Origin of the sequence: Methanomassiliicoccus sp. (assembly GCA_033485155.1) — an archaeon.
Taxonomy (GTDB): domain Archaea; phylum Thermoplasmatota; class Thermoplasmata; order Methanomassiliicoccales; family Methanomassiliicoccaceae; genus UBA6.
Genome location: JAWQJJ010000005.1, coordinates 113,272 through 139,922 on the forward strand (window position 1 = coordinate 113,272; position 26,651 = coordinate 139,922).

General features: G+C 60.5%; 38 protein-coding genes. 33 read left to right on the forward strand and 5 right to left on the reverse strand.

Annotated features, from left to right (window positions below):
* Positions 1-2: 2 nt before the first annotated feature.
* The 24 genes from SA339_08850 (at position 3) to SA339_08965 (ending at position 14,694) form a co-directional block, all read left to right on the forward strand.
* The gene (locus tag SA339_08850) at positions 3-755 is read left to right on the forward strand and encodes a 30S ribosomal protein S3 (protein MDW5563320.1); all 753 of its coding nucleotides are present in this window, start codon (positions 3-5) and stop codon (positions 753-755) included.
* Positions 756-959, forward strand: a complete 204-nt coding sequence (rpmC, locus tag SA339_08855; protein ID MDW5563321.1) for a 50S ribosomal protein L29 — start codon at positions 756-758, stop codon at positions 957-959.
* A complete protein-coding gene (yciH, locus tag SA339_08860) occupies positions 959-1,258 on the forward strand; it encodes a stress response translation initiation inhibitor YciH (GenBank protein MDW5563322.1) in 300 nt (99 codons plus the stop codon). Before rpmC ends, yciH begins: the two co-directional genes overlap by 1 nt.
* On the forward strand, positions 1,255-1,518 hold the full coding sequence (locus SA339_08865) for a ribonuclease P protein subunit (protein ID MDW5563323.1): 264 nt from the start codon (positions 1,255-1,257) through the stop codon (positions 1,516-1,518). The genes yciH and SA339_08865 overlap by 4 nt, the downstream gene beginning before the upstream one ends.
* A 5-nt stretch (positions 1,519-1,523) precedes the next feature.
* Entirely contained in the window at positions 1,524-1,853 is a 330-nt protein-coding gene (locus SA339_08870) for a 30S ribosomal protein S17 (GenBank protein ID MDW5563324.1), read from the forward strand.
* A 5-nt stretch (positions 1,854-1,858) separates the two neighbouring features.
* On the forward strand, positions 1,859-2,257 hold the full coding sequence (locus tag SA339_08875) for a 50S ribosomal protein L14 (protein MDW5563325.1): 399 nt from the start codon (positions 1,859-1,861) through the stop codon (positions 2,255-2,257).
* A gap of 10 nt (positions 2,258-2,267) precedes the next feature.
* Positions 2,268-2,645 (forward strand): 50S ribosomal protein L24, encoded by a 378-nt coding sequence (gene rplX / locus SA339_08880; protein MDW5563326.1) that lies wholly within the window; start codon positions 2,268-2,270, stop codon positions 2,643-2,645.
* Positions 2,642-3,352, forward strand: a complete 711-nt coding sequence (locus SA339_08885) for a 30S ribosomal protein S4e (protein ID MDW5563327.1) — start codon at positions 2,642-2,644, stop codon at positions 3,350-3,352. The genes rplX and SA339_08885 overlap by 4 nt, the downstream gene beginning before the upstream one ends.
* Complete coding sequence (locus tag SA339_08890) at positions 3,349-3,861, forward strand: 50S ribosomal protein L5 (protein MDW5563328.1); 513 nt, start codon at positions 3,349-3,351, stop codon at positions 3,859-3,861. Before SA339_08885 ends, SA339_08890 begins: the two co-directional genes overlap by 4 nt.
* The gene (locus SA339_08895; GenBank protein ID MDW5563329.1) at positions 3,858-4,004 is read left to right on the forward strand and encodes a 30S ribosomal protein S14; all 147 of its coding nucleotides are present in this window, start codon (positions 3,858-3,860) and stop codon (positions 4,002-4,004) included. The genes SA339_08890 and SA339_08895 overlap by 4 nt, the downstream gene beginning before the upstream one ends.
* 9 nt (positions 4,005-4,013) lie before the next feature.
* Positions 4,014-4,403: a 30S ribosomal protein S8 gene (locus tag SA339_08900; protein ID MDW5563330.1), complete on the forward strand. Its 390-nt coding sequence runs from the start codon at positions 4,014-4,016 to the stop codon at positions 4,401-4,403.
* A 10-nt stretch (positions 4,404-4,413) separates the two neighbouring features.
* Positions 4,414-4,965 carry a 50S ribosomal protein L6 gene (locus tag SA339_08905; GenBank protein MDW5563331.1) on the forward strand — a complete coding sequence of 184 codons (552 nt, stop codon included), beginning with the start codon at positions 4,414-4,416 and terminating at the stop codon, positions 4,963-4,965.
* Positions 4,962-5,696 (forward strand): 50S ribosomal protein L32e, encoded by a 735-nt coding sequence (locus tag SA339_08910; GenBank protein ID MDW5563332.1) that lies wholly within the window; start codon positions 4,962-4,964, stop codon positions 5,694-5,696. The genes SA339_08905 and SA339_08910 overlap by 4 nt, the downstream gene beginning before the upstream one ends.
* 2 nt (positions 5,697-5,698) lie before the next feature.
* Complete coding sequence (locus SA339_08915; protein ID MDW5563333.1) at positions 5,699-6,154, forward strand: 50S ribosomal protein L19e; 456 nt, start codon at positions 5,699-5,701, stop codon at positions 6,152-6,154.
* The gene (locus SA339_08920; GenBank protein ID MDW5563334.1) at positions 6,155-6,655 is read left to right on the forward strand and encodes a 50S ribosomal protein L18; all 501 of its coding nucleotides are present in this window, start codon (positions 6,155-6,157) and stop codon (positions 6,653-6,655) included. It begins immediately after the preceding gene.
* Position 6,656: 1 nt separating this feature from the next.
* Positions 6,657-7,352: a 30S ribosomal protein S5 gene (locus SA339_08925; GenBank protein ID MDW5563335.1), complete on the forward strand. Its 696-nt coding sequence runs from the start codon at positions 6,657-6,659 to the stop codon at positions 7,350-7,352.
* Between the two features lie 5 nt (positions 7,353-7,357).
* Complete coding sequence (locus SA339_08930; GenBank protein ID MDW5563336.1) at positions 7,358-7,822, forward strand: 50S ribosomal protein L30; 465 nt, start codon at positions 7,358-7,360, stop codon at positions 7,820-7,822.
* Between the two features lie 10 nt (positions 7,823-7,832).
* On the forward strand, positions 7,833-8,258 hold the full coding sequence (locus SA339_08935; GenBank protein MDW5563337.1) for an uL15 family ribosomal protein: 426 nt from the start codon (positions 7,833-7,835) through the stop codon (positions 8,256-8,258).
* A gap of 43 nt (positions 8,259-8,301) precedes the next feature.
* Positions 8,302-9,885: a preprotein translocase subunit SecY gene (gene secY, locus SA339_08940; protein ID MDW5563338.1), complete on the forward strand. Its 1,584-nt coding sequence runs from the start codon at positions 8,302-8,304 to the stop codon at positions 9,883-9,885.
* Positions 9,886-9,888: 3 nt separating this feature from the next.
* Positions 9,889-10,563, forward strand: a complete 675-nt coding sequence (locus SA339_08945; protein ID MDW5563339.1) for an EMC3/TMCO1 family protein — start codon at positions 9,889-9,891, stop codon at positions 10,561-10,563.
* On the forward strand, positions 10,560-11,096 hold the full coding sequence (locus SA339_08950) for an AAA family ATPase (protein MDW5563340.1): 537 nt from the start codon (positions 10,560-10,562) through the stop codon (positions 11,094-11,096). Before SA339_08945 ends, SA339_08950 begins: the two co-directional genes overlap by 4 nt.
* A complete protein-coding gene (locus SA339_08955) occupies positions 11,089-12,042 on the forward strand; it encodes an RNA-guided pseudouridylation complex pseudouridine synthase subunit Cbf5 (GenBank protein ID MDW5563341.1) in 954 nt (317 codons plus the stop codon). The genes SA339_08950 and SA339_08955 overlap by 8 nt, the downstream gene beginning before the upstream one ends.
* A 193-nt stretch (positions 12,043-12,235) precedes the next feature.
* Entirely contained in the window at positions 12,236-13,573 is a 1,338-nt protein-coding gene (locus SA339_08960) for an MFS transporter (GenBank protein MDW5563342.1), read from the forward strand.
* A gap of 65 nt (positions 13,574-13,638) precedes the next feature.
* A complete protein-coding gene (locus SA339_08965) occupies positions 13,639-14,694 on the forward strand; it encodes an MtaA/CmuA family methyltransferase (protein MDW5563343.1) in 1,056 nt (351 codons plus the stop codon).
* 56 nt (positions 14,695-14,750) lie between these two features.
* Here SA339_08965 and SA339_08970 read toward each other — a convergent pair whose 3' ends face one another.
* A complete protein-coding gene (locus tag SA339_08970) occupies positions 14,751-15,395 on the reverse strand; it encodes a helix-turn-helix domain-containing protein (protein MDW5563344.1) in 645 nt (214 codons plus the stop codon).
* A gap of 161 nt (positions 15,396-15,556) precedes the next feature.
* Here SA339_08970 and SA339_08975 point away from each other — a divergent pair, with 161 nt between their 5' ends.
* The 3 genes from SA339_08975 to SA339_08985 are packed head-to-tail and all read left to right on the forward strand — an operon-like array spanning position 15,557 to position 16,735.
* Positions 15,557-16,000 (forward strand): hypothetical protein, encoded by a 444-nt coding sequence (locus SA339_08975; GenBank protein MDW5563345.1) that lies wholly within the window; start codon positions 15,557-15,559, stop codon positions 15,998-16,000.
* The gene (locus tag SA339_08980; GenBank protein ID MDW5563346.1) at positions 15,997-16,212 is read left to right on the forward strand and encodes a helix-turn-helix transcriptional regulator; all 216 of its coding nucleotides are present in this window, start codon (positions 15,997-15,999) and stop codon (positions 16,210-16,212) included. Before SA339_08975 ends, SA339_08980 begins: the two co-directional genes overlap by 4 nt.
* Before the next feature lie 31 nt (positions 16,213-16,243).
* Entirely contained in the window at positions 16,244-16,735 is a 492-nt protein-coding gene (locus SA339_08985; GenBank protein ID MDW5563347.1) for a GNAT family N-acetyltransferase, read from the forward strand.
* A gap of 25 nt (positions 16,736-16,760) precedes the next feature.
* On the opposite strand, the gene SA339_08990 is transcribed toward SA339_08985, so the two are convergent.
* Positions 16,761-17,006 (reverse strand): hypothetical protein, encoded by a 246-nt coding sequence (locus SA339_08990; protein ID MDW5563348.1) that lies wholly within the window; start codon positions 17,004-17,006, stop codon positions 16,761-16,763.
* A 201-nt stretch (positions 17,007-17,207) separates the two neighbouring features.
* Here SA339_08990 and SA339_08995 point away from each other — a divergent pair, with 201 nt between their 5' ends.
* Both SA339_08995 and SA339_09000 read left to right on the forward strand, forming a co-directional pair.
* Positions 17,208-17,663, forward strand: a complete 456-nt coding sequence (locus SA339_08995) for a PH domain-containing protein (protein MDW5563349.1) — start codon at positions 17,208-17,210, stop codon at positions 17,661-17,663.
* Complete coding sequence (locus SA339_09000) at positions 17,648-19,120, forward strand: PH domain-containing protein (protein ID MDW5563350.1); 1,473 nt, start codon at positions 17,648-17,650, stop codon at positions 19,118-19,120. The genes SA339_08995 and SA339_09000 overlap by 16 nt, the downstream gene beginning before the upstream one ends.
* A gap of 11 nt (positions 19,121-19,131) precedes the next feature.
* Here SA339_09000 and SA339_09005 read toward each other — a convergent pair whose 3' ends face one another.
* Both SA339_09005 and SA339_09010 read right to left on the reverse strand, forming a co-directional pair.
* A complete protein-coding gene (locus SA339_09005) occupies positions 19,132-20,109 on the reverse strand; it encodes an MBL fold metallo-hydrolase RNA specificity domain-containing protein (GenBank protein ID MDW5563351.1) in 978 nt (325 codons plus the stop codon).
* A 184-nt stretch (positions 20,110-20,293) separates the two neighbouring features.
* Positions 20,294-20,476, reverse strand: a complete 183-nt coding sequence (locus SA339_09010; protein MDW5563352.1) for a hypothetical protein — start codon at positions 20,474-20,476, stop codon at positions 20,294-20,296.
* Between the two features lie 236 nt (positions 20,477-20,712).
* Between SA339_09010 and SA339_09015 the strand changes: the two genes are divergently transcribed.
* The 4 genes from SA339_09015 to SA339_09030 all read left to right on the forward strand — a co-directional run bounded on the left by SA339_09015 (position 20,713) and on the right by SA339_09030 (position 25,092).
* Positions 20,713-21,738, forward strand: a complete 1,026-nt coding sequence (locus SA339_09015; GenBank protein ID MDW5563353.1) for a carboxypeptidase-like regulatory domain-containing protein — start codon at positions 20,713-20,715, stop codon at positions 21,736-21,738.
* Between the two features lie 192 nt (positions 21,739-21,930).
* The gene (locus tag SA339_09020) at positions 21,931-22,662 is read left to right on the forward strand and encodes a hypothetical protein (protein ID MDW5563354.1); all 732 of its coding nucleotides are present in this window, start codon (positions 21,931-21,933) and stop codon (positions 22,660-22,662) included.
* A gap of 1 nt (position 22,663) precedes the next feature.
* Positions 22,664-22,903 carry a hypothetical protein gene (locus SA339_09025; protein MDW5563355.1) on the forward strand — a complete coding sequence of 80 codons (240 nt, stop codon included), beginning with the start codon at positions 22,664-22,666 and terminating at the stop codon, positions 22,901-22,903.
* The gene (locus SA339_09030) at positions 22,900-25,092 is read left to right on the forward strand and encodes a DNA polymerase domain-containing protein (GenBank protein ID MDW5563356.1); all 2,193 of its coding nucleotides are present in this window, start codon (positions 22,900-22,902) and stop codon (positions 25,090-25,092) included. The genes SA339_09025 and SA339_09030 overlap by 4 nt, the downstream gene beginning before the upstream one ends.
* Here SA339_09030 and SA339_09035 read toward each other — a convergent pair.
* Positions 25,063-26,616, reverse strand: a complete 1,554-nt coding sequence (locus SA339_09035; protein MDW5563357.1) for a tripartite tricarboxylate transporter permease — start codon at positions 26,614-26,616, stop codon at positions 25,063-25,065. The two genes, SA339_09030 and SA339_09035, sit on opposite strands and share 30 nt — an antisense overlap.
* Positions 26,617-26,651 lie beyond the last annotated feature (35 nt).

The window sequence follows — 26,651 nt, forward strand, 5'->3', positions numbered from 1 at the left end:
ATATGGCGAACGAGAGGAAGTTCATAGCCGAGAACGTCCGCAGGGTCCTCCTCAAGGAATACTTGATGAAGGAGGTAACCAGGGCGGGATTCGGCGGGCTAGACGTGCAGAGGACCCCCATGGGGACCAGGGTTACGCTCGTCACCGAGCGCCCTGGCATCGTGATCGGTCGCCGGGGCGCGGCCATCAAGAACCTGACCCGGGCGATCGAGGAGGACTTTAAGTTCGACAACCCCCAGGTCGAGGTCCAGGAGGTCGCCAACCCCAACCTCAACGCCCAGATCATGGCCGAGAAGCTGGCCTTCGCCCTCGAGCGGGGCTGGCACTTCAGGCGGGCCGGTCACAGCACCATCCGCCGGGTCATGGACTCCGGAGCGCGGGGCTGCCACATCATCATCGCCGGCAAGCTTACCGGTCAGAGGCACCGCACCGAGAAGTTCAAGGAAGGCTACATCAAGTTCTGCGGCGAGCCGAAGCTCAAGGACGTGGACAAGGGCTACGCGGTCGCGAAGCTCAAGCCCGGCGTCATTGGCGTCACCGTGGAGATCATGCGCCCGGAGACCAAGCTGCCGGACGAGATCGATGTCACCGCGCCTGCCGAGGCAGCTGAGAAGTTCCCAGAGCTCGCCCCGCTGATGGTGAAGAAGGAAGAGCCTTCCGTCATCGTCCCCAACGAGGAGAGCGCGCAGAGCGCCACAGAGGAGCCTGCTGCCCCGGTCGAAGAGGGCACCGACGCACCGGAGGGTGAGCAGTAAATGGCTCTCCTGCGGACGTCGGAGATCAAGGACATGACCGTCGAGGACCGCGCTAAGAAGCTGCGCGAGCTCCGCGACGAGCTCATGCACGAGAGAGGCACCGCCGCGATGGGCGGGGCGCCCACCAACCCCGGAAGGATACGGGCCCTCAGGACCAACATTGCTCGGATCGAGACCATCCAGACGGAGGAGGAGAAGCACTAATGGCCGAAATCTGCCCGGTATGTGGGCTGCCCAAGGAACTGTGCATGTGCGAAGAGATCGCGCGTGAACAGCAAACCGTACGGATCAGCACTGACAGCAGGCGCTATGGTAAGATCGTAACCGTGGTCGAAGGGATCGACGAGAACGACATCGACATGGACGACCTGGCTAAGAAGCTGAAGAGCAAGTGCGCTGCTGGCGGTACGGCCAAAGAAGGCCGCATTGAGCTGCAGGGTGACCACAAGAAGAAGGTCAAAGAGGTCCTCGAACAGATGGGCTTCAAGACGGATGTCAGATGAACGTGAACAAGAGGGATTTCATGAGGTCAGAACTGATCGGCTTGGAAGTGGAGGTCTTGCCCAATCCCGGCTGCGGGAATGTCCGCGGCGTAGTGGTGGATGAGACCAAACGGACCTTCGTCGTCCGCAAGGGCGAACGCGAGGTCACTGTCCCCAAGTCGAGCAATGAGTTCCTGTTCACATACCAGGGAGATAAGGTCCAGATTCACGGTTCGGAGATCCAGCACCGACCTGAGGATCGTATCAAGAAGATTAGGTGATCCCAATGGCTAACGAAGTCAAGGATATAGGAATCGATGTCAGGGCGCCTGAGTCCACATGCACCGACAAGCACTGCCCCTTCCATGGGGAGCTGTCGGTCAAGGGCCAGACCATCGAAGGGGTTGTCATTTCCACAAAGATGGACAAGACCGCGGTGGTTGAGCGCAACTATCTGAAGTACCAAGAGAAGTACGAGCGTTACGAGAAGAGAACGAGCCACTACTCAGTGCACAACCCCCCCTGCTTGGGGGTCAAGGCCGGCGACCAGGTCAAGATCATGGAGTGCCGCCCGCTGAGCAAGACCGTGTCCTTCGTGATCATCGAGAAGAGGTGAACGTGATGAAGGGAGTTGCAGGTAAACAGTCGCGCGGCGTCCAGACCGGCACCGTGCTCAACGTTATCGACAACACGGGCGCCAAGACGATCGCGATCGTCACCGTCCCGGGCTACCATGGCACCAACCGCCGGTACCCCAAGGCCGGTGTCGGAGACATAGTCATCGCCTCCGTCAAGAAGGGAAGCCCTGAGATGAGGAGGCAGGTAGTGTACGCCATCATCGTCCGTCAGCGCCGGCCGTTCCGCCGGGCCGATGGAGTCATGGTCTCCTTCGAAGACAACGCCGCGGTCATCACCACCGAAGAGGGTGAGACCAAGGGAACGGATATCAAGGGACCTGTGGCGAGGGAAGCGGCGGAGAGGTGGCCCCGCATAGCGGCGACCGCCTCGACGATCATCTGAAGGTGATATAATGGTACAGAGCAAGAAAGCACGGAAGCAGAGGAAGTCCTTCTATAACGCTCCCAGTCACATCCGGAGGAAGAACATCTCCTCCCACCTGAGCGAGGAACTGCAGAAGGAGTACAAGCTCCGCTCGCTGCAGGTCATCACGGGAGACACCGTGAGAGTGATGCGCGGCGACGAGGAGATCGTCGGCGTCGAGGGCAAGGTCGCTGCGGTCATAACCAAGACCGGAAGGGTTACCGTCGAGGGCGTCACCATCGCCAAGGCCGACGGCACCCAGATCGCTAGGCCGGTCCACGCGTCCAAGGTCATGATCACCAAGCTCGACCTCTCCGACCCCAAGCGGAAGGAGAAGCTGGCCAGGGCCAAGGAGGTTTCACAATGAGCAACGAGATGAAGAGATTGACATCGCCCCGCAGCTGGCCGGTGAAGAGGAAGACCGCCCACTGGATCACAAAGCCCTCCCCTGGCGCTCACGCCATCGAGGGAAGCATCCCCGTGGTCGTCGTCCTCCGGGACATGCTGCAGGTGTGCAAGACCGCCGCCGAGGTCCGGGCGGTCATATTCGAGAAGGGCATCTTGGTCGACGGAAAGGTCGTCGCCAATCCCAAGCAGGGCATCGGCCTGATGGACGTTGTGTCCCTCCCCAAGGCCGGGACCGCCTACCGCATGGTCATGGACCGGCGGGGCAAGCTGCAACTAGCCAAGATCCCCCAGGAGAAGGCGTCCTGGAAGCTGTGCCGCATCGAGAACAAGACCATCGTCAGCGGCGGCAAGGTCCAGCTCAACCTCCACGACGGAAGGAACATCCTGGTGGAGAAGGACAGCTACAAGACCGGGGACGTCCTCAAGATCGAGATCCCCAGCCAGAAGGTCCTGGACCATTACTCTCTGGATAAGGGCAGCCTGACCCTGATCACCTCCGGTTCCCACGTCGGCGAGACCGCGGTGGTCGATGAGTACCTCATCACCAGGCTCACCTCAGAGAACCTCGTCAAATTCAAGGACGGCACGTCCACCGTCAAGAGCAACGTGTTCGTGATCGGTGTCAAGGCACCTGAGATCGAGCTGCCCGAGGAGGCCGCGATATGAGCGATCTCATGAGGCAGCCTCGGATCGAGAAGGTCGTCGTGAACATCGGGGTCGGCGAGGCCGGCGAGCGGCTGAACAAGGCCCAGAAGGTCCTGAACATGGTCACCAAGCAAAAGCCCGTGATCACCTTCGCCAAGGTCACCAACCGTGACCTCGGGGTGAGGTACGGCATGCCCATCGGGTGCAAGGTTACCATGAGGGGAGAGAAGGCCCAGGACTTCATCAAGAAGGCCCTCACCATCCGGGAGAACCGGGTGGCGGTCTACTCCTTCGACAAGGAGGGCAACCTGTCGTTCGGGATCCCCGATTACACCGACTTCGAGGGTATGAAATATGATCCCGAGATCGGCATCTTCGGCATGGATGTCAACGTGGTCTTCATGAGGCCGGGTTACCGGGTGGCTAAGAGGCGCATCATGGCCCGGAAGATCCCCAAGGAGCACCGCATGACCCGGGATGAGGCTATCAGCTTCATGAAGGAACAGTTCAAAGTCGAGGTGGTCGAGTGAAGACTAAGAAGGAATATGGAAGGAAGAAGGGGTGCCTGCGCTGTGGAAGAAAGCGGGGCATCGTACGCCGCTACGGTATGCACGTCTGCCGGCAGTGCTTCCGCGAGATAGCCCCGGAGATCGGGTTCAAGAAGTATAGCTGAGGTGATGACATGCAGAGCGACCCACTTAACGACGCCATGTCGACCATCAAGAACGCGGCCTCGGTCGGTAAGAGCGAGTGCACCATCCGCCCCTCCTCGAAGCTCATCGGACGGGTACTGAAGGTCATGCAAGAGTATGGCTACATCAACCAGTTCGAGTTTGTCGAGGACGGAAAGGCCGGCGTGTTCAAGGTAAGGATACAGGGAAAGATAAACGACTGCGGCGTGATAAAGCCGAGATATTCGGTTCAGAAGAACGATCTGGAGAGGTTTGAGTCCAGATACCTACCCGCTCAGGACTTTGGAGTGCTCATAATGACGACCACCGCGGGCGTCGTGAGCCATGCCAGGGCCAAGGAGCTTGGTGTGGGTGGAAAGCTTCTGGCCTACGTGTACTGAGGGGACTTCGATGACACTTAGCGGAATACTGGAAGAGAGGGTGGCCATCCCCAAGGGGGTCACCGTCGCCGTGAATGGTTCCATCGTAGAGGTCAAGGGCCCCAAGGGAAAGTTGAGCCGGGACTTCTACAACCCCAAGACCAAGGTCAGGTTGGACGGAGACCATCTGGTCGTCAGCTGCCAGATGCCCAGGGTGAAGGACAAGGCCATGATCGGCACCTTCGCCTCGCATCTCAACAACATGATCGAGGGAGTGACCGTGGGATTCGAGTACCACATGAAGATCGTGTTCTCCCACTTCCCGATGAAGACGGCGGTGAAGGGTGACAAGTTCATCATCGACAACTTCCTCGGCGAGCGGTCTCCCCGCCAGGCCAAGATCCTGGGGGACACCAAGATCGTGGTCAAGGGCAACGACGTGGTGCTCACCGGCACGGACGTCGAGGCCGTCGGGCAGACCGCGGCCAACATCGAGTACGCCACCAAGATCTGGGGCTATGATCCCCGGGTGTTCCAGGATGGCATTTACATCACCGAGAAGGCCAAGAAGGTGAGCTCATGAGCAAGGAGAAGAAGGCAGATATCAACGAGCTGGCGGACCTCCCTCATTACAAGGAGGAGTTCGGCTCCCAGCTCGAGGACATGGGCATCACGAACGTTCCTGACCTTAAGGACGCCCTCCGCAACGCGGAGAAGAGCAAGAAGATCATGGACGAGCTCGTGGGGGTAGGCCCCAAGACTATCAAGACCTGGAGAGAGCTCCTCGATGTTAAGGTCGAGAAGAAGTCCAGGAAGGCCATCGTGCCCGCGACCGAGTCCAAGCCCGCTGCGAAGGACGTGGAGATAGTGGATAAGCCGCCGGCCGAGGTCGTCGAGAAGGGCGCCTACGTCGCCAAGAAGAAGCCGGTCCTCGATGATGAGACCAAGAAGCTCCTTGCCCTCCGCTACGAGATGAGCCACGACCGCATCGCCTTCCTCAGGCAGGAGTGGTTCCGCTTCCCCCGTCTGGGAGAGAAGTGGAGGAAGCCCCGCGGCATGCACAGCAAGATGCGCCGCCACATACAGTACCGGCCGAACGTCGTGAGCATAGGCTACCGCGGACCGGCCAAGGTGCGCGGCCTGCACCCCTCCGGATTCGAGGAGGTCATGGTGTGGAACCCCGATCAGCTGGAAAAGGTGGACCCCAAGGTCCAGGCGGTCAGGGTCGGCGGCAGCGTAGGATTCAAGAAGAGGCAGGCCATCGAGCAGAAGGCCGATGAGCTGGGCATTCGTGTCCTGAACAGGACGGGATGAAAATGGATCTGAAGAATCAGAGGCGTATGGCGGCCGAGATCCTGGACTGCGGTGAGAACCGCGTGTGGATCGATCCCAACCGGGCCGAGGACCTTGCCGACGCCATCACCAGGGCGGACATCCGCACCGCCATCGAGTCCGGCACCATCAAGGCGCTGCCCAAGGCCGGCATCTCGAAGGGACGGACCAGGTACAACGCCGCCCAGCGCAAGAAGGGCCGCCAGCGCGGCCCCGGAAGCAGGAAGGGCAGGGCCGGAGCCAGAACCCCTACCAAGAGGGACTGGATCCAGACCATCAGGCCCATCCGCGCCGAGCTGCGGGACCTCAGGGACAGCGGCAAGATCTCCAAGAGCGTCTACCGCGAGTTCTACATGAAGGCCAAGGGAGGGGTGTTCAAGAGCCGGGCTCACCTGCTCACTCACCTCAAGACCGAGGGCCACCTGCAGGAGGCTAAGTAAATGGCAGAAGGACCGAGATACAGGGTGAACTTCCGCAGGCGCAGGGAAGGAAGGACCGATTACAGGCAGAGGCAGAGGCTGCTGAGGGGACGCGTGCCCCGGGCGGTCGTACGCATCTCGCTGAGGAATGCGAACGTACAGTTCATAAGCTACGACGAGAAGGGGGACAAGGTCCTCGCCGCCGCCACCTCCAAGGAGCTGGCTAAGCTCGGCTGGACCGGCGCGACCGGGAACCTTCCCGCCGCCTATCTCACTGGCTATCTGGCCGGCAAGAGGGCGTCCCAGAACGGCGTAGAAGAGGCTGTGCTGGACATCGGCCTGAAGGGACCGGCAAGAGGCTCCGCCATCTTCGCCGCCCTGAAGGGCATGCTCGATGCCGGGATCGAGATCCCCCACGGCGAGGAGGTTCTCCCCGCCGATGAGAGGATCAACGGCGCCCACATCGACGAGAACATGGGAAAGATGGTCGAAGAGGTCAAGAGCCGGATGGAGGCGAAGTAAGATGGCAGAATGGAATCCCAAGACAAGACTGGGCAAGATGGTCCTGAGCGGTGAGATCACCACCATGAGCCAGGCCCTTGCCACCAAGCTCCCCTTGAGGGAGCCCGAGATCGTCGACATCCTGCTGCCCGAGATGAAGGACGAGGTCATCGACCTCAACATGGTACAGAGGATGACCGACTCCGGCCGCAGGGTCCGGTTCGCGGTCACCAGCTGCGTCGGCAACGGCGATGGGTTCGTCGGCTTGGGCCGCGCCAAGGGCAAGGAGGTCGGACCGACCATCCGCAAGGCCATCGACAACGCCAAGCTCAACATCATCGAGATCAAGCGGGGCTGTGGCTCATGGGAATGCGGCTGTGGCACCGCCCACTCGATCCCCCTGGCCGTCGTCGGCAAGGCCGGATCGGTGGAGGTCACCCTCAAGGCCGCCCCCCGTGGCATTGGCCTGGCGGTCGGCGATGTGGCTAAGACCATCCTCGGTCTGGCCGGGGTCAAGGATGCTTGGGGCTTCGCCCGTGGGCACACCAAGACCACCGTCAACTACGCCCTAGCGACCTTTGACGCCCTTAAGAAGACGTCCGAGATGAGGGTCACCGACGAGCAGGAGAAGCGCTTGAAGATCATCAGCGGACCCACCCGGGTCCACGTGGCCGGCGCCCCCATCGAGGGCGACGCCGATGCGCTCAAGGAAGCGTGATTGAAATGGCATTCGCGGTCATCAGAGTTCGCGGACACAGAAAGATAAACAAGGATATCGAAGACACGATGTGCATGCTCCGCCTCACCCGCGTCAACCACTGCGTCATCATCCCCGAGGACAAGACCATGAGGGGGATGCTGCAGAAGGCCAAGGACTTCATCACCTGGGGAGAGGTCTCCGAAGAGACCCTCGCCAAGATGATCCAGTCCCGCGGCCGGCTCATGGGGGACAAGCCCATCGATGATGCCTACGTGGGAGCCAACTCCCCGTTCGGCTCCATCCAGGAGTTCGCCACGAGCGTGGTCAAGGACGAGACCAAGTACTCCGAGCTGAAGGACGTCAAGCCCCTGTTCAGGCTGCATCCTCCCGTCCAGGGTTACGAAGGCGTAAAAAAGGACCTCAAGACCCACGGGTCCCTGGGGTACCGGGGCGACAAGATAAACGCCCTCATCGAGAAGATGCTATGAGGTGCTAGACATGCCAAGCAGGACCAACAAGTTCAGAGGAGGCCGCACCCATGGCCGCGGCAAGAAGAGCGGCAGGGGCGCTGGCAAGACCGGAGGTACCGGCAACGCCGGCCTCCACAAGCACAAGACCATCAGCGTGCTCAAGTACGACCCGATGCACTTCGGCCGCCATGGCTTCAAGCGCCCACAGAAGGTCGTTTCCGCCAAGATCACCCTCAATGTAGGGGACCTTGAGGAGCGCCTTGAGGAGTTCCAGAAGCAGGGCTTTGCTGTGAATGAGGACGGCAAAGTAAAAATCAACCTTGCTAATATGGGCGTCGACAAGCTCCTGGGTTTCGGGAAGGTCTCAAACTCCTTCGAGGTAGTGGTCGCCGAGTCCTCGGCCCGAGCGAAAGAGAAGCTCGAGGCCGCCGGGGGCTCGGTAGCCCAACCTTAAACACCAACCTTAGCCAGGCAGTATGCACTAATAGGGATGACTCATGGCCGAGCTACAGAACAGCCGACTCTACAGGTTGAAGCCGCTTACGGAAAGACTTCCATCGGTCAAACGTCCGGAGGGGCACGTGCACTTCCGGACCAAGATCATGTGGGTCATCCTTATGCTGGTCTTCTACTTCGTGATGACCAATGTGTTCCTCTTTGGTCTTAACCAACAGAACATCATTGACATTTTTGGTCCGTACCGGGCCATCCTTGCCGGGGCGCAGGGATCGCTCATGCAACTGGGCATCGGCCCGATAGTCACTGCATCGATCATCATGCAGCTGTTCGTCGGGGCCAAGATCATCAAGCTTGATCTGACCAACGACGAGGACAAGGCGGTGTACCAGGGGACCCAAAAGCTCCTGGTCATAATCATGATCCTGGTGGAAGCGGTCCCCCAGGTCTTCGGTTACCTGACGCCCTCCACCACCCTGATCAGCGGCCTGAATAACGTCGTTGGGGCTTCCGGTGCCATCAACGGCACCAGCATAGCGCAGATCATCCTGATAGCGCAGATGTTCGCCGGCTCTTATCTCGTCTTCCTCATGGACGAGGTCGTATCCAAATGGGGCATCGGCAGCGGCATATCGCTGTTCATCGCCGCGGGGGTGGCGCAAGCCATATTCACCGGTACGGTCAACTGGTACCCAATCAATGGAAGCGAGGCGCTGAGCGTCAGCAATCCGCCGGCGGGTACCATACCCAAGACCATCTACTTGCTGACCAACATGTCGGCCAGTCAGCTGGCCTCGGGAGGCTACGAGAAGATACTGATCCAAAACCCTAACCCGGTGGTGGCGTTGATCGGGACGATCGCGATCTTCCTGTTCGTCTCCTATATCGAGTCGGCGAGGATCGAACTACCTCTGGCCCACGGCACCGCAAGGGGCGCCAGGGGCAGGTACCCCATCAAGCTGCTGTACGCCTCCAACATCCCGGTCATCTTGATGGCCGCGGTGCTGGCCAACATCAGCATGTTCGCGTACCTGTTCTATACCAATAGCTTCCTGTCGCAGATACCGATCCTCGGCCACAATCCTCTGCTAGGGTACTATACTACGGCCTCGGGGACCTCTCCAGCCGGAGGGCTGGCGTGGTATCTGACCACGCCCAGCGGGTTGGCCGGATGGCTATTGCCGCTGCTCAATCCCACTACCTATGCCAGCGTGGTGTACGACCATAGCTCGCTGCAGATCTTCATCAAGGTCGTGGTCTTCTTCGGAGTGATGGTCCTCGGCTCGGTGGTCTTCGCCAAGTTCTGGATCATGACCACCAACATGGGTCCGGAAGCGGTGGCGAGGCAGATCGAAAACTCCGGCATGCAGATACCCGGGTTCCGTAGGGACCCCCGGGTCCTGAAGCGGGTGCTGGAGAGATACATCCCCGTGGTCACGGTCATATCTGGTGCCCTGGTCGGCGCGCTGGCGGCGGGAGCGGACCTCATCGGTACGGTAGGTAACGCCTCAGGTACCGGTGTGCTGCTCGCGGTGGGCATCCTGATCCAGTTCTACGAGGCACTAGGAAGGGAACAAATGATGGAAATGCACCCCATGCTCCGGGGCTTCTTCGGAGGCGATTGATAGATGCAGCAGGCACCTCTCCCGCCCCGTCCAGCCCCCGACCCGAAGAAGCAGATGAACCAGTTCATCACCATCTTCATCTTCGTGTTCGCCATGTTCGTGCTCTTCGACCAGTCCCTCCGGACCTGGTTGGGCACCATCGTGGGATACGTCCTTGAACCGCTAGTCGGCCTCAACGGCACCGTGCCGGTGGTGACGCTTATTCTCACGGGCATCATCATGACCGCACTGTCGGTCGTCCTGAGGCACTTCTTCACCGATTACGTCGGGCAGGCCGAGAGCCAGAAGATCGTCAGCGCCTTCAACAAGGAGCTCCAGAAGGCCAGGGTGGAGAACAACAAGTACAAGATCAAGAAGCTTACCGAGGAGCAGCCCAACATCCTCAAGAAGTCCATGGAGATGTCCACAAGCCAGATGAAGCTGATGCCAGTCACCATGCTGGCCATCATCCCCATCTTCGCCTGGCTTTCGGTGTGGATTGGGCACCTGGACCCTGCCATCGCAGTGGTCAACGTCCCCTGGGCCACCAACGTGAGCCTCACTGCCTCGAACGTGCTGCCCAACTGGGTGCTGCTGTACTCGCTCATCAGCATACCGTTCGGTCAGATCCTCAGCCGTGCCCTGCGTTACTTCGAGTTCCGCAAGCGGCTGCGTGAGATCGAGGCCCAGCCGGCATGAGGATCACCATCAGCGGCCCGCCGGGGTCGGGGAAGACCACGGCTTGCCGGTTGGTCGCGGAAAGGCTCCACCTAAGGGTGGTCATCTCGGGAGATATCTTTCGGCAGCTGGCCAAGGAATCGTCAATGTCCCTGGCCACCTTTGGCTCGATGTGCGAGTCCGATCCCGATGTCGATCGACGTCTAGACGAACGCATGGTAGAGATCGCCCGATCCGGGGACGATCTCCTTCTGGAAGGGCGCCTCACCGCCCACATGCTGACCATGCACGGCATCCCGGCCTTTAGGGTGTACATGGGAGCTGACCTCGAGGTCCGCGCGGCCCGAGTAGTAGAGAGGGAGGGGGGCACCCAGGCCCAGAGGAAGCAGGAGATCGTGGAGAGAGAAAAATGCGAGGCCCGCCGGTACCGCGCCTATTATGATATTGATATAAACGACCGGAACATCTACGATCTGGTGATCGATACCACTGATAAGACCCCTGAGCAGGTGTCTGAACTCATCTGCGACGCGGCGGTGGCCTACCATGGCTGATGTGCTGATCCGTGACAAGAGCCCCCTGGGCGTGAACGCCGGGAAGAAGCCGTCGGAGAGGACGATAGAGGAGCTCCTGGAGGCGGGGGTCATCATAATGGACAAGCCGATGGGTCCGACGTCCCATCAGGCGACGGCGTGGGTCCGGGACATCCTGCACATCGAGAAGATCGGCCACGGAGGCACTCTCGATCCCAAGGTGTCCGGCGTGTTGCCCATCGCCACCGGCCGCGCGGTCCGCGCGCTCAACCTCGTACTGCGCTCGGACAAGGAGTACGTCTGCCTCATGCGCCTGCACCGCGACCGGAAAGAAGAGGACGTCCGCCAGGTCATGGCCACCTTCATCGGCCGGATCTACCAGACCCCCCCGGTGCGCTCGGCGGTCAAGCGGCAGATGCGGGTGCGGACGATCCATACGCTGAACATCCTCGAGATCAAGGGACGCGACGTCCTGTTCCGCGTGGAATGCGACGCCGGCACCTACATCCGGACGCTGTGCGTAGACATCGGCGATGCTCTAGGGGTGGGGGCGAGTATGGAAGATCTCCGCCGAACGCGATCGGGAGACATGCTCGAGGACAAGGCAGTCACTCTGCAGGACATCAAGGACGCGTATGTCGAGTGGAAGGAAGGGGACGAGCGGTGGCTCCGTTCGATGCTCCTGCCCATCGAGGTGCTTTTCGACCCCCTGCCCAAGGTCGTCATCAAGGACAGCGCGGTGGACGCCGTGTGCCACGGCGCAGACCTCGCCGCGGTCGGAGTGGCCAAGGTGGACGCGGCGGTGAAGAAGGACGGCATGGTGGCGATGTTCACCGCCAAAGGAGAAGCGGTGGCAGTCGGCACGGCATCGATGTCCCCCGAGGAGATGGTAAGGGCCAAGGAAGGCGTGGCCGTCTCCACCGACCGCGTATACATGCCAGCCAGCACCTACCCCAAGATGTGGTAGCGACCGCTGGGCATTCTTTCAGCCCAGATACTTATTCATAGATGTCCATTTTCAGTCGGTCGGACCAATCCGCCGTTCAGATTTAATACTCATCTCCGTCCGAACATGTTCGTCACCTAATGGAAATAACCACCCAGGCATCTAGCTCGCAACGGCTCATCGGCTTGTCCGATGAGGTGAGGAGGGTTATTGAATGACACTGGAAAAGAGTAAAGTACAGAAGGTCCTGCGATACCGGTGGGCGGTGTTCGGGATTATGGCGTTCGCCTACTTCTTTGTGTACTTCCACAGGGTGTCCACATCGGTCGTCTCCAGCGACCTTCAGGACACTTTCGGAGTGGGCGCAGCGTCCATCGCGCTGTTGAGCTCGGCGTACTTCTACGCCTATACCGTCATGCAACTACCGTCGGGCATACTGACGGACAGCTGGGGACCGCGCAGGACGGTGAGCCTGTTCACTCTCGTCGCTGCGGTCGGCGCCATACTGACCGGGGTCGCCACGGACTTCGAACTGGTCATCGTCGGCCGTGTGATGATCGGCGTGGGCGTGGCCATGGTGTACATCCCCATCATGAAGATCCTGGCCACCTGGTACCGCAAGAACGAGTTCGCCTCGCTCAGCGGAATCCTGCTGGCGGTCGGCAACATCGGTGCCCTGAGCGCCGCCGGCCCCCTGGGCATCCTGTCCGAAGCCATCGGTTGGCAGCAGGTGTTCTTCATACTTGGCGTCCTGTCCGTGGTGCTGGCCATTGTTGCCTACCTGATAATACGGGACCGCCCCGCGGAAATGAACCTCCCGACCATCCAGGAGATCGAGGCCGAGGAGAAGGGGGAGCCTGTTCCCGAGGCCAAGGCGGCGGAGAAGATCCCCATGGTCAAGGCCCTGAAGATGACCTTCGGATCAGGCATGAACTTTTGGCCGCTGGCGATCTGGTTCTTCTTCATGTACGGCAGCATCATGGTGTACCAGGGACTGTGGGCCGGGCCGTTCTACAAGGATGTGCTGGGATGGGACAAGACGACCTACAGCACGGTGCTGACCTTCATCGGCATAGGCATGATCTTCGGATGCCCCCTGGCCGGAATACTCTCGGATAAGGTCCTGAAATCCAGGAAGAAAGTACTGATCGTAGGCACTCTGATCTACACGGCGGTGTGGGGCATCATATGGCTTGCCGGGGCGCAGATCACCAGCACTGTGGCGTGGATGGGCATCAACTTCCTGTTCGGCTTCTTCGGCGGGTTTTTCGTGGTGAGCTATGCCCAGATCAAGGAACTGTTTCCCATCACCATCGTGGGTACCACTACTGCAGCGCTCAACATCTTTCCCTTCGCCGGGGGCGCTGTGCTGCAGCAGGTCTCTGGCCTCATGCTCACCACCCGCACCGCGGAGGGCTACCAGCTCATCTGGCTGTTCATGTTCGCCTGCATGCTGATCGCCTGCGTCGGGGCATTCCTCTCTCGGGAGAAGACCCATGTGCCGGAGACCACCGCGACGGATGTGACCAAGAAGGGGCAGGCCTCCCATTAGGCTGCTAACGTCTTCGGGGGGTCCCCGCCCCCTTATTCATTCATGCTAAGGATGCAAGTGAGAATATGATTACAAGATCAAAGAAGGACGAGAACGGAGTAACGATGCGGGAACGCATGATGCGGGCCCTGGCATGCAAGGAGAACGACCGGCCTCCGGTGGCCGGCATGACCACGAGCGGAACGACCCAGCTCATGGACTACGCTGGAGCGGCGTGGCCCGAGGTGCACACTGATGCAGTCAAGATGTCCAAATTGGCGCTGGCGGCATACCCATTCCTGGGACTGGAATCGGCGCGGGTTCCGTACTGCCTCAGCTATGAGGCCGAGGCGCTGGGCTGCAAGGTCTTCCTGGGCACCAAGAACAGCACCCCCATGGTGAAGGCGCATCCTTACCGGGACGATCCCGATGCTGAGCTGGTGCTCCCAAAGCGCTCGGAGATCCCCGAACTCGCCAGGAACAAGGTGGTGCTGGAGGCGGCCAAGCTAATGAAGGCCGGCGCGGGTGAGCTGCCGACCATCGTGGGCGTCACCGGGCCGTTCACCATCGCCGGCCATCTGGTGGGAACGGAGAACCTTCTGTTGTGGGTGGCCACCGACCCGGAGAAGGTGCACAAGTTCGTCAAGTTCGCCGCCGAATATGAGAGAGAGTGGCTCAAGATCATCGACACCCTGGGCATTGACCTCATCCAGATGAGCGAACCATCCGCGTCCTGGGACATGCTGTCAGAGGAGATGTTCCGGGAGTTCGCCCTGCCCTACATCCGGGAGACATTTAGCGGAATGGAGAGCACCAAGAAGGTGCTGCACATCTGCGGCAACATGACCGAGGAGCTGGATAATATGGTGGCGACGGGGGCGGACGGGCTCAGCATCGAAGAGAAGAGCGACCCTTACCGCTCGGTCAAGCTCGTGAACCATCGGGCCGCCCTCATAGGCAACGTGGGCGTGGTGCGTCCACTGCTTCAGGGCACCCCGGAGCAGGTTCGCGAGATGACCATGAGGTCAGTGGACGCCGGGTTCAACATCATATCGGCCGGATGTGGCCTGTCGGCGATGATCGACAAGGCCAACATCAAGGCCATGGTCGACACGGTGAAGAGCCTGCCCAAGAAGAAGTGATCCCACGGCGGGGCGCGCCCATTCCCTTTTCCTCCCGCCCCGCCCGAAACCCTTTCTTAAGAGCGCGATAGGTAATCAGCCAGGACCTTGCGCTCGGCTCGCCTGAGAATGACGTTGAGGGTGGACTTGGAGCACTTGATGCTGGGAGCCATCTCCTGCAGCGTGGTCCTCTGCGGAATGTCGTAGAACCCGAGGTCGAAGGCAAGTAACAGCGCTTGCTTCTGCCGGAAGGTGAGGGCGTTCCGCGACTCCTGTTCCCGGGTGCAGTGGACCTTGACGTCCCGACCGCTGTCCTTCAGCTCACCGATGAGCCGACGGATGGAGTCGGCGTCCGGTCCCATCAGATTCCATATCACGGTCCCATCCTCCCTCATGGTGCATGATTCCAGGAAGCAGTGCGAGCCGGTGATGATGTGGCATATGGCACAATCATGGTTGGAGACCATAGCGATATAGTCGCCGGGCGCGGTCTTGGAGATCTCGACAGTACACCAGTCACCGACCCGATCCTTGATGTCCGCAAGCTCGGTCTCGCACAGCTCATGAGGTCCCTGGATCCTGACCAGGCTGTGCCCGAAACGCGGACCGACGGGGGCACATCGCAGCACGCTGACGCTCATGCCGCTCTTCACCAGGCTGGGCAGGAAGTTGCTGCAGATATGCTCGTTCACCATCTTGTACGATAGAATAACCCTCCGCAATCACACCACAGATGCTGTACATTACGGGAAAAGAAATAAACTTGCTCCGAAGGTCACGCAAGTCGGTTGATGTGTTAGAAATGCATAACAAATCTTAAATATCAAAGTTATGTATATCGCACATAAAGTTAGAATAACATAACATTGGTGATGTCATGGAAATGACCGGTTCGAAAACCGAGGAAAAGAGCCCAGTGAGGGGAAACAAGAGCATTAGCATGGTCAGGGCGAGAACGATAAGCATGGTGCTGGGCGGAGGGCTGCTGATCGCCTGTGGTATCCTTATGCTGATAGAGGACACCATAGACGACATCCTGTGGGTGGAAGTGTTCATGGGGTTGGGCCTCTTCGGCGGTGGCCTGTTCGAGTACCTCGGCCTACGTAAGCCACTCAAGGACGAAAGGACCGCCCGGATCGGCACTCTGGCAGCGACCTACTCATGGTATACCGTGCTGGTCGTGGTCGGCTTCCTTAGCATGGTCTATGGTATGGGCGGGGGCCACAAGATCTCCATGTCTCAGGCTACCGGGGCCGTCCTCATTACCATGGTCATATCCATCATGGCCTTCAACTGGTACCTCGGTCGCAAAGGGGACGTGGAATGAGGACCACCATCAAGGAGCACCGGGCGCGGATGGGCCTGACGCAGGAGCAACTAGCCGATAAGGTCGGAGTGAGGCGGGAGACCATCGTCTTCCTGGAGAAGGGTAAGTACAACCCCTCGCTCCGCCTCGCCCATGACGTGGCCTCTGTTCTGAGGGTCAAGATCGACGATCTATTCTTGTTCGACGACGAAGGTGCCGCTCACCAGGGGTGAGATTAATCTAGGTTCCGGAGATTCAGGATCCATGGCCGAGAGGACCGAGGGTCTTAGCATCGTGAAGGTCGATCGCAGCAACGCCGACCGGTACATCGAACTCATCAAAGCGCTAGCCGACTTCGAATCCCTCGACCCACCAGACGAAGAGGGAAAGGCAAGACTGATCCGGGATCTGACCTCCGATCCGCCCATGTTCCACGCCTACCTCGCCATGCTGGAGGGCGCCCCGGTCGGCTACCTGGCATTCTACTTTACCTACTCCACGTTCCTGGCCCGTCCGACGCTGTTCTTAGAGGATATTTTCATCCTGGAGGAGCACCGTAAGAAGGGGATCGGACGGGAGCTGTTCCGCTTCTGCGTGCGCGAGGCTGAACGCCGGGGATGTGGAAGGATGGAGTGGACCGCCCTCAACTGGAACACCCCAGCCCACCAGTTCTACGAGGGCATGGGGGCCAAGAAGCTAGACTGGTACCTCTTCCGCCTCGTTGCCGGGGATTTCAGCATAGCCCTGGACCGCTGAAGTCACTTAGAAGTGAAAGGTAAGCTCAGCGCTCGTACTTCGACTCCTCGATGCGGCGCTTCAGCGTCTCCTCTTCACTCTCTGATGCCATCTCCGGCGCCGTACTCTCCGCCTCGAGCTCTGGAGCAGCGGTTCCGTCACCCCAGATGTACAGCGGAGTAAGCTTACCGCACGCCCCGCAGCGCCGTATCCTGACCACGAACAGGTTCAGACCGAAGTAGCCGGGGACGAACAGCCCGCCACATCGCCGGCAACGCCTTATGCTGGCCATGACCGAACATGGCGATACATAATATATCTTAACGCTCGCGGGACCGAGCCATGTTCAGGTCTGTAAATGGTACGGTCACATTGAAGCCTTGGTCACGCATCCGGGACCCCTAGGGGTGCGCTCTTGGTCGATAATGGTGAAGTGAAGACAGGCGAAGCGGGCGAAGGTTATCGACGTCTGAACCGGAAATGCTTGCCCGCCATGTACCTCGGCAACGGGATCACGTACGTCATTCTGCTGACCGTATTCCTTCTGGTAATGAACTACGCCCGGGAGGGGCTCGGTCCGGCTGGCGGCACCTTATGGCTAGTGGGCATCGCCGTGCTGGCGACGGTGCTCGTCTACATGCTGGCGGCACCGCAGGTCTTCTATGCCCGTTACCGGTACGTGATCACCAGGGACAAGGTGGACGTTCGCTACGGCGTCCTGGTTCTAAGACACATCCTGGTGCCCATTGAAAGGGTGCATCAGGTCGAGGTGACGAGAGGGCCGATCGATAACATGTTCGGACTGGGGCACGTCAGCATCACGACCGCCGGGGGCACTGCCAAGATCAGGTACCTGGAGATCGACGAGGCGGAGAAGATAGCGGACCGCCTAAACGAGCTGGTCGGCACCATGTTGCGAGAAAGGGAGGGAACGTGTCCGACCCCCTGAGGTGCCACCCTACGGTTATCGCGGAGAATTCCCTCCGCCTGCTCTTCTCCCTGGCGGTCATCATCCTACTGGTGGGACGGCTGGACCTCACTCTGATGGCGTGGGTATGCGCAGCCGTCCTGGTGCTGGTCGTCCTCTTCAACTACCGCCAATGGAAGATGACGCTGATACACTTCAACGAGACGGAGCTGGTCATCGAGAGGAACACCCTGTTCAAGCTCAAGAAGACCCTGCCATACGACAGGATCGCAGCCGTGAACCTCAACCGCGGGGTGTTGAACAGGGCGTTCGGGACCTCCAAACTGATGATCAACATCAACTCCGGCCATCACGCCATGGCTCCCGAAGCGTCTCTGACGTTCAGGCAGGAAGTGGCAGAGCAACTGAGAAATGATGTGTCACGGCGCCTATACGCGCATCATCTTGCTCCGGAGGAGGAGGGAAAGGTCGAGACGCTGGTATCGTTTTCCCCGGCGGACGTCGTCATCCACAGTCTGTTCAGCGTCCCGACTTTCCAGAACCTGCTGGGCGCTTTGTTCCTGGCGAACTCCGTCTTCGAGCTGTACCGTTCAACAGTGGACGCAGGATCGTTGGGTTCGGCGCTGACGTCCCTGGGCATGTTCTTCCTGGTCCAGGTGGTGCCATCAGGGTTGCAGCTGTTCCGCTACTACAACTTTAGGGTATACCGCAGAGGAGATATCATCTACCTACAGCACGGCCTGATCCAGACATACAGGACGTCGTTCAGCATATCCAAGATCAACGCCGTCCGGGTGAAGAGCACCTTAGCTTCCAGACTGATGCACCGATCGTGCATCGAGGCCGAGGTGGTGGGCATCGCATCCAACGATGGCAATGGCAACGCTCGGCCAGTCATATGCCTGCTGAAGGACGACGCGACGATCGGCCGGCTGCTCGGTGAGCTGGTGCCGGAGTTCATTTACGAAGGCCGGCCGAGCAGACAGCCGAATGGAGCGAAGTGGGTACTTCTGGCCCGGGCAGCCATCGCCTCTCTGGCCCTATCCGCGATCATGGTCTATCCCTCGATCGCCGTTCACCGCCAGCTTACATCTCAGACTGGACTCCTGGGAGCGATGGCGTACGCTCTGCCGCTGTTCACGGCGATGTCCGTCCTGGCCTTCTTCTACGCTGCGCATCTTTCGTACAAGGTCCGGGAGATCGACCTCGATGACAACCTGTTCACCTTCGTTAACGGCATCCTGGACCGTGAGACCGTGGTCATGAGCTATGACAAGGTGCAGATGGTGCATGTGAGCAGGGGCCCGATCGCCAGGAGGTTCAAGGTATCGCAGGCCACGGTGTACATGCTCTCCTCCACCGGAACGAAGAGCGTTTCCTCCGGGCTGTTTCCAGAGGACCAGCTTGACAGGATCGGTGACATCGTGATGGACCGGATCACCGCGGGCAGGAGCGACCGCCGTACGAAGGAAGTCTAGGCGACCAACCGTCAGAACTCGAGGAGCGACCTCTGCCCGCGGATCAACGGTCGGGCCTCGATGCCCAGCCTTGCCTTGATCTCGCAGGCCAGGGAATCGGCGAAGCCATGATGGGTGATGACAACCTCCGGCTCGCAGGCCTTGACGAACGCTATGAGGTCGTTGAAGTCGGCGTGGTCAGAGAATGGGAACGCCTCGTCCACGCCCAGACGAGCCCTGTAGCCGCTGTCCAGGGCCCACCCTGATACTGCGAGGCGCTTGGGGTTCCTGCGGCGCAGCACCTCGGCGTTCTGCGTCCGGTTCAGCCACGGGGAGCAGATGACCACGAACGGGTCGTTGGGGTCCTCCCCATCCCACAGCCTGCACTCCAAGGGATCATCTTCGCTGCGCACCAGGGCGGTGGCGTTATACACTGAGCGATCAGCGTACGGCCCGAACTCACGAAGCACACGGAGCATGTCCTGGGACTTGCCGAAAGGATAGGCATAAAGCGACACCGGACGCCCCTGAGAGATGATGTCCTCGACCTCGTCCCGTACCAGCGAGGCGATGATATCGCTGGGCGGGAACACATAACGCGGCTTGCCGTAGGTGGACTCGATAATCAGCACGTCCGTCTTCACCGGCCTCGCCCCCTTGCTTCCGCAGCGGTCCCTGGTGCATAAGTCCCCGGTGTACAGTACCTGGCGGCCATCGACCTCCACTTGGAACATACGCGATCCGGCCATGTGCCCGGCGTCGAACTCCTCGATGCCGTTGGCCTGGCCCATGGTCAGCTGCTTCTTGCTCCGGCTATTAAGGCAACGGAGGGTAACCTCTGAGGCGACCACCTGGGTGCCGACCACGCGCTTGGGCAGGTGATCGGAGTGGGCGTGGGATATGCAAAAGGTGCCGCAGGCTTCGATGACGTCGGCGTCAAAGTAGTAGGCCTCGTCTCCCAGGACCTCTACGCCGTTCCCCAGGCGTATGGTCAGCGCTCTCCCCGGCATCTCGGTTTCGATGCTGGATAGAGTAGTTAAAAGTATCTACAGGACCCCGGCGACCGGCGAAAGAAGCCTGCCTGTGCCGTCCGGGAGATAGGAAGTTGGCCGGGAGCACGCCCCCGGCCTCTGTGCCCTCGGGTGACGGCACCGCCACAGCCAGCTCGTGGGGTGCCTGGCGGTTCACGGGACTCTAGCTCTGCAGCCTCATCGGACTGCCGCAGCAGTCGAAGGAGCAGCCCTCGACGCACCCGCAGGACTGGGACGAGGAGGTCTCGGTGCCGCACTCACTGCACTCCTTGACCACCCTGAGCTCCAGTCCACAGCTCTCGCAGACATATACCTGGTCCATCTTCATCTCGTTGCAGCTTGGCATTGTTAGTCCTCGATGCAACTACGTTGCCAGTGCATAGATAAGACTATCTCCCGAGCCCGACTGGACATTCGGGGGAGATGTGCTCCATATCGACAGGTCATCGCTCGTGGTCCAGCCTGCGGATCATTATGCTCCTTAGCCCCATCGTATCCCGTGCAGAGTATTTTTCCCGGCTATGGCATCTAAATCGTCAACAGATTATACATGAATGAATATGGTTAGACTGGTGGGAGAAGTTGAACGGTCTTAGAAGCAAGATCAAGATCGCCTCGATCTTGATCGTCGCATTCGTCATCATGATAGCAGCTCTGATGTACTATCCCTACAGGAAGGATAGCGTAGCTCACGATAATAACAATCCCATAGTGCTGACGGTTCATGGATTAGTCACCGATGAGAATGGAACGCCGTTGGAGAACGCTTCGGTCATTGTTACGGGCCCGGGAGTTATCACCAAGATGACAAATGCTAGCGGCTTCTATTCCATAACCTTCAATGCCGTATTGGAGCTTAACATATCGGCAATGGCTTCAGGTCACTGGGTGGAATACGCTACAATCTATCCTAATGATCAGAAGACTGATATTTTCGCGAACTTCACCCTATGGAAAAGCACGATCATCAGCGTGCCGTTGGGAATAGCGACGTTCATCGATTCCCCCGACGGCTCGTCCCGTTTTACGCTGAACATCAACGTTACCAACAGCTGTTATATCATCAAGCAGGCAGGCTCGGATGAATCCATTCCTATGTATCTATCCGCTGGCAATCTCACATGCAATACGTCGGTCGGTAGTGGTCCGACGATACTGTACATGAACGTCAGCATTTTTGGATCGTACTGGATGACGAACAAGACGATCAGAGGGTTTGGTTGTGAAGCAATAGGTCCTGCTTACGGCGTCCCCTTGAATATGGTTAATCCTGACACGACCACATCATCCTGGAACCATACAACTTTTGATCTTAAATATGGGGAGCGAGGAAATGTGACACTAGCTGCAAAGAATGATTCTTACTCATTTCCGACGAACTTTGCTCCTACGTTCACAGTGGATGCTCTTGGTAAGAACATCACGTTCCATGAGATCGGTGTGCAGACATTCGATTACATCATTGAAAGGGAACAACTCGTCAATGTCAGTGGCGTGGTGGCTTCAATGGATGTCACTCCCTTGACGAGCGGGAACCACGCATATGATGTATACGTCGAGGACGGCTGCATGATCTGCCTCAGAGAGGTCGCTTCCAATCACTCATGACCAGCGTCCATCAGGCGACCTGATCTCACCGATCGCTAGATGGCAAGGTGACGGCCCACCGGTACCGGTCTTCACCCGGGCAACGTTTCGGCGCCCGCTGACGTTCCCAGCCCACCGGAAGCGAAGGGCTACTTTCGGGGACCTCCCCCGGCTCCGGCTTAATATTCATAAGGCAGGCATGATAAAGGGAGAATGAGCATAGCAACGAGGGAAGCGGGGGCGCTGGCCATCGGGTCGCGCCGGGAGTTCACCGACCACCTCACGGTCCGCACCTCCATACCCACCCTGGACGCATTCTTCGACGGAGTGCGGTGCAGGGCCATGACCCTCATCGATTCTTCCGACCGCATGCTCTTTGACCTGACTCACATCCTGTGCGTCAACGGCGTCAGCACGCTGGGCCGGGAGGTAGTGTGGATCGACGGCGGGAACTGCGTCGATCCCTACGAGCTGGGAAGGATCAGCAAGCGCTTCGGCCTGGACCGGACCGAGGTGCTGGACAGCGTGCGGGTGGCAAGGGCGTTCACCGCCTATCAGCTCGTCTCCCTGATCGACGAGCGGCTGGAGGACGAGGTGCGACGCACCGGGGCGGGAATGGTCATCGTGTCCTGCCTGCCAGATATGTTCCAGGACAAGGAAATGCACTGGTCCGAATCATACCAGCTGATCAAGCGATGCGTGGAGAGGCTGCACGATCTCTCGCGACGGGAGGGGACGGCGACTTTGGTGACGAACTATGGATTAATGAAGATCCTGCAGCGCAAGAGCCTGAAGGGCTTGCTGTACGGCACCGCGGACGATATCGTGCGCATCGAGAACGCCGCGGGCTGCCTGCGCATCGTCCTGCCGAACGACCAGGAGAGCATGCTGTACCATCCTGTGCCACACAACCAGACGACACTCGAAGAGTTCATGGGGCGATGATATGGGCCGCACCGTACCGACCTACCGGATGACGCTGGAGTCGATCGTGCAGAGCTGGGCGGACTTCCGTCGAGCGCTTCCCAAGGAGGACCGGGAGGTCTTCGATCAGATGGTCAACCGGGCAAGAATGCACTCTTCCGCCGCATCTTACGCGGCGTTCTCCGACCCGGTGGAGGGCGCGTTCCTGTCCATCTTGCTGGAGCAGGAGAAGGAGATCCGCCGCTTGAAGGGAAGGGAATGAGGGGCTGGGTCCTGGACTGCTACGCCGACATGACGGAGAACCGCATGGTCACCTGGGTGAGGACAAACCACGGCATGCGAAGAGTGGTCGAGGACTTCGTCCCTCGCATCTACGTCCAGGCGCCGAGGGACCGCCTGGAGAAGCTGAAGGATGATCTGGCGATGATCGGGGTCGAGGATACCGCCTTCGTCCGGCGCCGCACCGGGCTGGGGGAGAGAGAACGAGAGGTGCTCGCGGTGGCGGTGCATGACTACTCGACGATACAGCCGTTGGCGGTGACCATCGACTCCTGGGGCCACTATCGTCAGAACCTGCTGTACGACGTCGATCTGCGCATGGACCAGCGGTACTTCCTGCACAAGGGCATATTCGCCATGGGGCTGGTGGAGCTTCCCGCCCTGAGGTCCCTGGACTCCAATCTGCGCATCGACTATCCCATCCCGGCGCTGAGCTCCCTGGACCTCAAGGTACGGACCGCCGGGGTGGGGATACCGACCTTCGACGACCGCATCGCCGCAGTGGAGGCGAACGGCATCGTCCTGGACGGCTCTGAGGACTCCATCCTGGAGCAGTTGCAGGCGCTGGTCGGCAAGGAGGACCCTGACATTATCTACACCGCCAAGGGCGACAGCTTCTACCTTCCGTACCTTAGGAAGCGGGCGGCCGAGAACGGCATGGGGCTGGAGCTCGGCCGGGAGAGGGGGGAGCGAACCTCCCGGGGGAAGAGCTTTTTCACCTACGGCCGCATCGTATACAAGCCGCCAGGCCACAAGCTGAGGGGCCGGGTGCACATCGACCGCGAGGCGTCGTTCACCTTCCGGGAGAGCGGGTTGCACGGCCTCATCGAGCTGTCGCGGCTGTCGATGATCCCGCTGCAGGACCTCTCCCGCCTTTCGCCCGGCAGTGCCATCAGCGCCATGCAGGTCAACGAGGCGGTACGCACCGGGCACATCATCCTATGGAAGAAGAACCGGCCGGAGGACTTCAAGACCGCCGGGGCGCTGATCGTTTCCGACCGCGGAGGGTTCATCTACGAGCCCCGGGTCGGCGTCCATGACGGCGTCTGGGAGGTGGACTTCTTCTCTCTCTACCCGAGCATCATGGTGGTGCACAACATATCGCCGGAGACCATAATGTGCAGTTGCTGCCCCCGGTCCTCGCGGACCGTGCCGGAGCTCGGCTACCGCATCTGCGAGCAGCACACCGGCCTGGTGCCCAAGGTCCTCGAGCCGATACTGAACCGCCGCCGAGCGTACAAGGAGCTGAGGAAGCAGGGTGGGCACAAGGGAGAGATGTACGACCAGCGATCCAAGGCGTTGAAGTGGGTGCTGGTCACCTGCTTCGGCTACACCGGCTACCGCAACGCACGGTTCGGCCGCATCGAGTGCCACGAGGCCATCACCGCATTCGGTCGGGACATCTTGGTGCGATCGGCGGACCTCGCCGAGCGGCGGGGGTTCGAGGTCCTCCATGGCATCGTCGACTCGCTGTGGCTGAAGGGCGAGGGAGACATCACCTCGTACTGCGAGGAGATCGGCCGAGAGATCGGGATCCAGCTCAGCCTCGAGGGCCGCTATGCATGGATCGTCTTCCTGCCCAACATCTCCACTGGGGTCGGGGCGCTGAACCGCTACTACGGAAGATTCGAGAGCGGCGGGCTCAAGGTACGAGGCATCGCCGTTCGGAGGAAGGATACTCCCGCCATGGTGGAGGACCTCCAGCAGGACATGCTCGCCCACCTCTCCGTCGCCGGCGACGCACGCTCTTTCCTCGACCTCGTGCCTTCGACCCTGAACGTCCTGGACCGTTATGTGGAGGAGGTGCGGTCAGGGACCGTGAGCAGGGATCGTCTGGTCATGAGGAGAAACATCTCCCGCCGCCTGGAAGAGTATACTCAATTCAACGACTCGGTGGCCGCGCTCCGCCAGCTCCACGACCGGGGCTTCGAGCTGCAGCCGGGACAGGCGGTGGAGTACCTGATCACCGACTCCAAGAGCGGCAGCTCCTGGCAGAGAGTGCGGGCGGCGCCCTTCCTGGATGGGGACGAGCGGTACGACGCCGAGCGCTATGTGGAGCTAGCGCTGCGCGGGGCGGCCGAGCTCCTCTCTCCCTTCGGATGGGGCTTCCAGGAGCTGCGAGACAGGGACGATCGCGAGAGGTCAAAGCACCGCCAGGAGAGATGCCTCTAGGCCCAGGTAGAAGAGGGCCGATGGGACCAGGAGGCAGCCGACCAGGTGCACCCGACCCACTCCGAGGCGGGGAGGCAGGGAGCCGAGGAGAGTGGCGATACCCAGCACCACCAGGCCGGGCAGGCCGCAGAATGCCACGACGAGGGCGACCAGGAGGGCCAGGATCCCGCGGTTCAGGAGACGGAGGTCCGCCCCGCCGGCCGCTCGGGCGAACCAGCGGCCGAGGACCAGGGTGAAGCGATAGGATACGGCGGCGGAGACGAGGACGGAGACCAGGAGCAGGGGGAACCACGGGGAGGGCGGGGCAACCGACCCGGCGCCTTCCGGCCCCAACACCTCCTTGGCGGCAAGCATGGCGCCGGAACGGCCCTTGAAAGCTACGGCCAGGGCCAGCAGGCCGAGGACGGTGGACGCCGTACCCACCGCCGAGACCATGGTCAGGTAGCGCCGGGCGTCGTTCTCCCTCCCTCTGCCCAGTGCCGAGGCCAGGATGACCCCGGTGGTCGAGGATATGCCCGGGAACCAACCCACCAGCGCCCCGGAGAATGCTCCACGGAGACCGGCGGCCAGGTCCCGGTCTTCCTTGACCTCACGATCCTGCGGGGGCACCGAGAAGCGGCTCAGGGAAGCGAGGATGGAGGGCATGCCGAAGAGCCCGGTGAGGAGCGGAAAGAGGATGCTTTGGCCTAAGCCTTCGAAAACTCCGGAGAGGGGCAGGGCGGCGTTCATGCAGGTGAGCCCCAGGACGCCGGAGAGCAGTAGCAGCAGCACGGCCAGAGAGCGTTCCCTCCGGGCAATGGGGCGCACCTTCCACCGGCCGTCCACCCGAACCTCGCCTGCGAGGCCACGAGCCCACAGCAGCCTCCAGCGACCGCCCGAAGTGCAAAGATGGCGCACGCCCAGAGGTCCCCTCTCCACCCTGCCGGTCAGGGAAACCGCCTGCCCATCGATCGGCACCGGGCGAACGATGCTCACTACCGAGGTGGACGAGGCGGCCAGGACCACGAGACGGGCCTCGACCCTCCGTCCCCGTTCCGACAGGACGAGCGTGACCAGGGCGACGACCACCACTGCCGGGGTCACCTGGTCCAGGAGAGAAAAGAGGTTGAGGGGCGGACCGAGGAGCAGGGACAGGGGAAGGCAGGCGACCACAGCCGCGGTTGCCCCTACCAGGCTGCCGTAGGCAGAGGATACCACGGCTGCCATCCCCCGGCCCTCGAGGAGCAGGCGGTGCCCGGGGAGCATGCTCAGCGCGGTATCCTCCTCGGGAGCGCCGAGGAAGACCGAGGGCAGGAAATCAAGAAAGGAGTGGGCCACCGCTGCGGAGACGATCATCGAGACCAGCAGCAGGGGAGCGCTCTCTCCGCCGATGCTCTCCAGCATGGGAAGTAGCACCGGCGAGGACGCCACCAGCACCAGGGCCAGAGTGTTGACGTGGACGCCCGGGGCGAGTCCGGTGAGGGTGCCCAGACCCGCTCCCAGCAGCGAGATGTATAGGACGGTCATCATCAGTAGGAGGTCCACGGGCCTGCTTTCTTCCGGGAAGGATGAAATTGGTG